General features: G+C 60.8%; 5 protein-coding genes and 1 pseudogene. 5 read left to right on the forward strand and 1 reads right to left on the reverse strand.

Translation table 11 applies throughout. From position 1 onward, the window contains the following. Position 1: 1 nt before the first annotated feature. Genes J1N50_RS13200 through J1N50_RS13220 form a run of 5 tightly spaced genes read left to right on the forward strand, consistent with a single transcriptional unit; the run spans position 2 to position 6,611 of the window. A complete protein-coding gene (locus J1N50_RS13200; RefSeq protein ID WP_054588687.1) occupies positions 2-1,222 on the forward strand; it encodes an acyl-CoA dehydrogenase family protein in 1,221 nt (406 codons plus the stop codon). Further along, positions 1,222-2,313 carry an acyl-CoA dehydrogenase family protein gene (locus J1N50_RS13205; protein ID WP_054588686.1) on the forward strand — a complete coding sequence of 364 codons (1,092 nt, stop codon included), beginning with the start codon at positions 1,222-1,224 and terminating at the stop codon, positions 2,311-2,313. The genes J1N50_RS13200 and J1N50_RS13205 overlap by 1 nt, the downstream gene beginning before the upstream one ends. Positions 2,314-2,371: 58 nt before the next feature. Continuing rightward, a complete protein-coding gene (locus J1N50_RS13210; RefSeq protein ID WP_136173729.1) occupies positions 2,372-3,985 on the forward strand; it encodes an acyl-CoA synthetase in 1,614 nt (537 codons plus the stop codon). Next, the gene (locus J1N50_RS13215; RefSeq protein ID WP_054588684.1) at positions 3,982-5,616 is read left to right on the forward strand and encodes a flavin-containing monooxygenase; all 1,635 of its coding nucleotides are present in this window, start codon (positions 3,982-3,984) and stop codon (positions 5,614-5,616) included. The genes J1N50_RS13210 and J1N50_RS13215 overlap by 4 nt, the downstream gene beginning before the upstream one ends. After that, positions 5,616-6,611, forward strand: a complete 996-nt coding sequence (locus tag J1N50_RS13220; RefSeq protein WP_039575348.1) for an alpha/beta fold hydrolase — start codon at positions 5,616-5,618, stop codon at positions 6,609-6,611. The genes J1N50_RS13215 and J1N50_RS13220 overlap by 1 nt, the downstream gene beginning before the upstream one ends. Before the next feature lie 189 nt (positions 6,612-6,800). Here the strand turns inward: J1N50_RS13220 and tnpC are convergent. Beyond that, positions 6,801-7,663 (reverse strand): annotated as a pseudogene (tnpC, locus tag J1N50_RS13225) (IS66 family transposase); the annotation flags it as partial.

Here is a 7,663-nt window from a genome sequence, read left to right on the forward strand (position 1 = left end):
CATGGATCTTGATTACGGGCCCGAATACGATGTCTTCCGCAAGCAAGTGCGGGCTTTCATCGAAGCGCACCGCCATCTCGCGCCGCCTTCTGCTGACCGGGCGGCCCGACCTTCGTCCAAGGCAGTCGAATGGCAGAAGCTGTTGATCGAGCATGGGTATACCGCGCGAACGATCCCGCAGGAGTATGGAGGCTATGGAGCGGAGCCGGACATTCTCCAATCGCGCATCATCGCAGAGGAATTTGCGCGGGCCAGGGTGCCGGGCGGGCTTTCTAATCAGGGAATCTCGATGTTCGTGCCGACCCTGCTTGAACTCGGCACCGAGGAACAGAAACGGCGCTGGATCGAACCCACGTTGAAAGGCGATATCGTATGGTGCCAGGGCTATTCCGAACCCGGTGCCGGGTCGGACCTAGCCAACCTCAAGACCAGCGCGCACATCGAAAACGGCGAATTTGTTATCAATGGCCAGAAGATCTGGACCAGCACCGCCAAGCAGGCCGACATGATCTTTTGCCTGGTCAGGACCGAACCTGACGCACCCAAACATGGCGGCATTTCCTACCTGATCTTTTCGATGGACACGCAGGGCATCGAGGTTCGCCCCTTGAAGACGATGACCGGTCACGCCGAGTTCAACGAGACGTTCTTCACCGATGTGCGCGTCCCCATGCACCAGATCGTCGGCCAGCGGGGCCAGGGCTGGTTCGTCGCGAACGCAACCCTAGGCCATGAGCGCGGAATGCTGGGCGATCCCGACGCGCTCGAAAACCGGCTGCAGGCGCTGATCGCACTGATGCAGGAAGAGCGTTTGGGCCAGGGTCGCGCGATCGACAATCCGGTACTGCGCGACCGGCTAGTGGCACTTCAGGCCGAAGTAGCGGCGATGAAATACAATGGGATGCGCATCCTTTCGAACAGCCTTAGGGGAGAGCCGGGCGGCATGGCGAAGCTGATCGTCAAGTTGCAAAGCTGTGAACTCGCTCACCAGATATCCGCGCTGGCAATCGACGCCATGGGCGAACTGGGCATACTCTATCACCACAGCCCGCGTGAGCGGGACGGCGGGGCGTGGCAATGGAACTATATGTTCCAACTCGGTCTCATCATCGGCGGCGGGACCGCTCAGATCCAGAAGAACATCATCGCCGAACGCGGCCTTGAAATGCCACGTGAGCCGAACCCCGCGGACATGGCGCGACAGAAGCAGGGAGCAGACTGATGGACTTTGGACTTTCGCAGGACCAGCAGATGTTGCGCGACGCCGTTTCGCGGTGCCTCGCCGATACCAGCCCGCTCAGTCACGTCCGCGAATGTGCGGAGCGGGACAATCCGTTGAGCGACCAGGTGTTGCGCGCCCTCCACGATCTGGGCGTTGCCGGAATGCTCGTCCCCGAAGAGCATGGCGGGCTCGGCATGACCTTGCTCGACGCGGCGGTGGTGGCGGAACAGCTTGGCTATGCGGTCGCACCGGTGCCGTTTCTCGCCAGTCAGGTTCTCGCACCGATCGCCTTGCGCGAAGCTGGCAACGAGGAGCAAAAGGCCCACTGGCTGCCAAAGATAGCGAGCGGCGAGGCGCGTGTCGGTGTCGCGATTTCCGAGACGATCGAGGTGCGCGACGGCGCGGGAGTTTCCTCTGCCGGCGGGAAGCTCAACGGCACCGCCCTGTTCGCGCTCGATTTCGAAGGAGCTGATGCCTACGTCGTCGCCGATTCCGGTGGCAGGCTGCACCTTGTCGGTGCCAAGGCGTCCGGGCTGGAAGCTATCGCGTTGACGACCATCGATCGCACCCGTAGCGTCGGGGAATTGCGGTTTGACGGGGACGAAGCGGAACCACTGGCTGACGATGGCGGAGCTACAGTGGCCCGGCTGCGCGATGCGGGCCGCGTGATCCTCGCCGCAGACAGCCTTGGCGCAGGTCAGGCCATGATCGAAAGGGCTGTCGATTATGCTGGTCAGCGCGAACAGTTCGGCCGCCTGATCGGTAGTTTCCAGGCCGTAAAGCATATGTGCGCCGAGATGGCCGCGCGGCATGAACCGTGCCGTTCGCTCGTCTGGTACGCCGCCCACGCCTTCGACGCGGTGCCGAATGAGGCATCACTGCTTGCCTGCCATGCCAAATCGCACACGGCCGAGGTCTATCGATTTGTCGCACGCACTTCCACCGAAGTGCACGGCGGAATGGGATTCACCGACCTGCTTGGCCTGCATTACTGGTTCAAACGGATCGGATTCGACCGGCAGGTTCTGGGTGGGCCAGAAGCGGTCCGGGCGGAGGCTGCGGCACTTCAGGGCTGGACCAAAGCTGCGTGATGTTTCTTCCAAGGGAAGTGCGCCAAAGCCGCCACCCCGTTCGGAGAGGGGAACTAATGTGATCGACTGGAATCTCGGCGACATTCTCGACGCTATCGAGCCCGTCATGCCAAAGGATGCGCCGGCCCTGATACACGGCGACCGGATCATCACCTGGCCCGAAATGTCGGGACGTTCGAACAATGTTGCCCGCGCGCTCCGGCAGCGCGGAGCCGGCAATGGGGCCAAGGTTGCCTTTTATATGCGCAACCGACCCGAATATGGCGAGTTGATGGCAGCCTGCTTCAAGGGGCGCCTGATCCATGTGAACATCAATTACCGCTATGTCGCCGAGGAGGTCTTCTATATCTTCGACGATTCCGATAGCGAAGTGATCGTCTACAGCTCGGAATTCCGCGACTGTATCGTCGAGCTCAAGGATCGGCTCGAGAAGGTTCACACCTTTGTGGAAATTGGCGAGGCTTCGCAAATCGCGCCTTTTGCGATCCCTTACGAAACACTCGCGCAAGAAGGCGACGGATCGGCGCTCGGCATAGTGCGCTCTCCCGAAGATCAGCTCTTCATCTATACCGGCGGCACGACGGGCATGCCCAAGGGCGTGATGTGGCATCACGACCAAATGCGCAAAGCACAGCTCGAGGCCCAGAAGCTGCTCGCCCCCGTTCCTCAGACACTCGAAGAACACGTCGCGTTGATCACAAGTCAAGGGCCCGGCAACCGCACCCTGCCATCCTGCCCGATGATGCACGGGACCGGCTTCATCACCGCGATCGGCACACTTATGTCGGGCGGCGCCATCGTTACACTCGCAGACTCGTCCTTCGATGCGACGGAGTTGTGGGAAACAGTTGATAAGCATAATGTGCAAAGCATCGCAATTGTGGGCGATGCCTTTGCCAAGCCAATGCTGCAGGCGCTGGACCGGAATCCCGGCCGCTGGGATACCAGCAGCCTCGTCACCATCGTTTCATCCGGCGTGATGTGGAGCAAGGAAGTCAAGGCTGGGCTGTGCAAGCATATCCCCCAGGTGGTGCTGATGGACAGCTTCGGCGCTTCCGAAGGGCTCGGCTTCGGCCGCTCCATCACAACCGCGCAAGGGGGCACCAACACCGCGAAATTTGCGATTGGCGAATTCTGTCATGTCTTTGATGAAAACGACCAGAAAGTGACGCCGGGAAGCGGCGTACCGGGATTTATCGCCCTCATGGGTGCGATCCCAGCGGGTTATTACAAGGATCCCGAGAAATCCGCCAAGACCTTCCGCACAATCGATGGGGTCCGCTATTCGATTCCGGGCGACTGGTGCACGGTCGAGGCCGATGGCAGCCTGACCTTGCTGGGCCGTGGCAGCGTTTGCATCAACACTGCTGGCGAGAAAGTTTACCCCGAGGAAGTCGAGGAGATTCTCAAGACCCATCCCGCGATTGGTGACGCGCTGGTCGTGGACGTGCCAAACGAAAAATGGGGTCAGGCCGTCACCGCCGTCGTCCACCTCAGCGGCGACGTTGCGTTCGACGAGCAAGCCGTCAAGGATCATGTGCGGGGGCAGTTGGCAGGCTACAAAACACCGAAGGCCATATATCCAACGAAGATCCCCCTGCGCGCATCGAACGGCAAGGCCGACTATGCAACGGCGAAGGCAATTGCCGAGAGCCTGACTGCCGCTTCATGACGAATCAGACTTCGCCCGATTATGACGCTGTGATCATCGGTGCTGGCTTCAGCGGGATCTACTTGCTCCACAAGTTGCGGGACGCCGGGTTCAACGTGCTGCTGGTCGATGCTGCGACCGATCCGGGCGGCATCTGGCACTGGAATTGCTATCCCGGCGCACGCGTGGATTCGCAGATTCCGCTCTATGAATTCTCGATCCCCGAAGTGTGGCGGACATGGACTTGGAGTGAGCGCTTTCCCGGCTGGGAAGAACTCAGGGCCTATTTCCGCCATGTCTGCGATACGCTGAACCTTTGGCCGCTGATGCGGATGGGATCGAGGGTCGAAAGCGCCGATTTTGATGCAGGGCGGGGACTATGGAATCTACAGCTTGAGGGCGGGCAATCCGTATCGACACGCTTCTTGCTCCCAGCCCTCGGTTTTGCGTCGAAGCCGTATATCCCCGACATTCCGGGCATTGAGGATTTCGAGGGCGAATGGTGCCACACGGCGCGCTGGTCGCAGGAGGGTATTGATCTCGATGGGCGCAAAGTTGCCCTGATCGGAACCGGAGCGAGCGGTGTGCAGGTCGCCCAAGAAGCAGCCAAGCGGGCTGAAGCGCTGATCCTGTTCCAAAGAACCCCGATCCTGGCCCTGCCGATGCGGCAGGAGCGGCTGACGCGGGAGGATCAGGAACGCGAAAAGCACAGCTATCCTGCCCTTTTCGAACAGCGCAGGCAGACGAGCGGAGGATTTGAAAGCCAGTCACTTGAAGTCTCGGCGCTCGAAGTCGACGAGATTGAGCGCAATGCCCACTTCGAAGATTTATGGCAGCGAGGCGGATTGAGGTTCTGGTACCACAACTTCGCCGACTTGCTTACCAATCGCGCAGCCAATCGCCACGCCTACGATTTCTGGCGCGACAAGGTTCGCGCGCGGATCGCCGATCCCGATCTGGCCGAGAAACTCGCCCCATCCGAACCGCCGCATCCGTTCGGCACGAAGCGACCTTCGCTGGAACAGGGATATTACGAGATTTTCGCGCAGGACAATGTTGCGCTGGTTGATCTGAAGGCAAACCCGATCACCCGTGTCGGGCCGCACGCAATCACAACCGCAGACGGCGAGGTCGAATGCGATCTCATCGTTTTCGCCACCGGCTTCGACGCGGGGCGGGGCGGGTTGATCGACATGAACATCACCGGCAGGGGCGGCCTGTTACTGTCGCAAGCTTGGGACAACGGGCTGCGCGCCTATCTGGGAATGGCGGTATCGGGTTTCCCCAACATGCTGTTCGCTTACGGACCCCTGAGCCCCTCGGGTTTTTCCAACGGCCCGACAAGCGCGGAAATGCAGGGCGACTGGATCTGCGATTTCATGGTCTGGCTGCGAAACAACGGTTACGATCTTTTCGACGCCGATCCGCAAGCAGAGGCGGACTGGACCGAAATGGTCGCTCAGGTTGGCGCTATGACGCTCTTTCCCGAAGCGGACTCCTGGTACATGGGCGCAAACATCCCGGGTAAGAAGCGCCAACTCATCAATTTTCCAAGCGTGTCGACCTATGCTGCGATTTGCGGCGATGTGGCACGCGATGCCTACCGCGGCTTTGCCGCCAGCACACCAGCGAACAAGGACAGCGCAACCTGATGAATGAGATGTTCAGAATAAGTGACTTTCCAGTGGACATTGATCCTGTTTGGGCTGGCGACGGCTCACATCTGCCCGAATGGTTCGTGTCGGCGCTCAAGGTGCCCCGCGAAGAAGGTTATGTGGAAATAGATGGGGCCAAGGCGCACTATTTCCGCTGGGGTGACCCCAGCAAGCCCAAGGTATTGATGACCCATGGCTTTCTGGCACATGCGCGCTGCTTTGCCTTCATTGCACCGTTTCTGGCAGAAGATTATGACGTGGTGGCGTTTGATCTGGCCGGCATGGGCGACAGCGACATGCGTGGTCGCGCCGACCTCTTGGCGAGAGGGGGCGAGTTTCGCGAGATTGCCGAGGCGCTGAATATGTTTGCGGATGGCCAAAAGCCGACAATCATCGCGCACAGCTTCGGGTCGGGCGCAGCCCTGACAGCCGTGACCCAGTGGCCCGAGGCCTTTGCCGGAGTGGTGGTTTGCGATCTCATGATCATGCGGCCCGCTCTCCTGGAAGAGTACTGGAACCTCAGGCGGTCAAGCCCTGGTTCCGGCGATCCGGACAAGCCCAGCAAGCGTTATCCTTGCTATGAAACGGCACGTAAGCGGTACATCCTTTCCCCGCCCCAGCCGGTCGGCGAGCCATTCCTTCTGGACTACATGGCCTATCATTCCCTGCGACAGGATGGAGACGAGTGGACGTGGAAGTTTTCAACCGAGGTCTTTCGGAGGAGCAACAAGCCCAACGAATGGCTCACCATGGGCGAGCGTCTGGTGCAGGCACCGGGCCGGAAGGCAATCGTGCACGGCGGTATGAGCCAACTCTTCACCCCGGAATCGGCCGAATACGTCCGCGAGCTGGGTGGAGGTGACATTCCGATCATCGCGGTGCCTGAAGCCCGTCACCATCTGATGCTCGATCAGCCTTTGGCCTTTGTAACCGCACTCCGCAGCATTCTTGCCCTTTGGGATACGCACACTGCACCGCCACTTGCAGCCTGATCCTGGTTGTCCTTCGCCCCGGGTTCCCGCAGGTGCGGTGCTTGCCAGACCTTGCCTGCCGGGAAAGGGAGCTGCCACTCAGCGTTCGCCGGCCATGCCGTTGCGGCGTTCAAGCCATCGTTCGCGCCGCACCAGATAGAACGGGAAGGCGAAACAGTGCCAAGCAGCGAAAGCATGTAACCGGTGTTTTCAGGCCACGGTGGACCATGGCATGAGTTGGGCGAGATTGTTGGCGGGATGACCGTTGGCAAGTTTCACGAGGGTCTGGGTCATCCACCCGTGCGGGTTGACGCCGCTGATCTTGCAGTTTTCGATGAGCGTGGCGATCACCGCCCAGTTGTCGCCGCCTTCGTCGGAACCGGCAAACAGGGCATCTTTGCGATTCAATGCGAGGGGGCGGATCGAGCGTTCGACGGTATTGGAGTCGAGCTCGATGCGGCCGTCGTCGATGAACCGGGACAGTCCATCCCAGCGGGTGAGCGCATAGCGGATCGCCTCGCCGAGCTTGCTCTTGGCGCTGACTTGGCGGCCAGGGGCGGCAAGATATTGATGAAGATCACCGACGATGACGCGGCTGCGTTCGGTCCGAGCGGCACAGCGTTGCTCGGCGGGTGAACCGCGCACCTCGTCCTCGACACCATAGAGCAAGGCAATGCGGCGCAGCACTTCGGTGGCGACCGGCGACGTGTCGGCCAGTTCGTAGAACTTGCGGCGGACGTGCGCCCAGCAGAAAGCGAGCCGGATCTGCTGGCGCCGCCGGGCGAGCGCGGCGTAGCCGCCATAGCCATCGACCTGCAGGATGCCCGCGAAATCACCAAGGTGCGTGTGAGGGCGTTTTGCCTTGCGATCTGGCGCATAGACATAGGCAACGATCGGCGGATCGCAGCCGCCCCATGGTCGATCATCGCGAGCATAGGCCCAGAGCTGTCCTGTCTTGGTCGGCCCGCGCCCGGATCGAGGACCGGGGCGGTTATCTCGTCGGCGAACAACCGCTCGGATCGTCGTAGCTCGTCGAGAATGTGGTCACGCAAGGGGCGCAGATACCAGGCCGC

The organism is Sphingopyxis soli, from assembly GCF_018682675.1.
GTDB lineage: Bacteria > Pseudomonadota > Alphaproteobacteria > Sphingomonadales > Sphingomonadaceae > Sphingopyxis > Sphingopyxis soli.

Coding starts and splice junctions, on each gene's coding strand:
- J1N50_RS13200 (WP_054588687.1), top strand. CDS start 2: ATGGATCTTGATTACGGGCCCGAATACGATGTCTTCCGCAAGCAAGTG.
- J1N50_RS13220 (WP_039575348.1), top strand. CDS start 5,616: ATGAATGAGATGTTCAGAATAAGTGACTTTCCAGTGGACATTGATCCT.
- J1N50_RS13205 (WP_054588686.1), top strand. CDS start 1,222: ATGGACTTTGGACTTTCGCAGGACCAGCAGATGTTGCGCGACGCCGTT.
- J1N50_RS13215 (WP_054588684.1), top strand. CDS start 3,982: ATGACGAATCAGACTTCGCCCGATTATGACGCTGTGATCATCGGTGCT.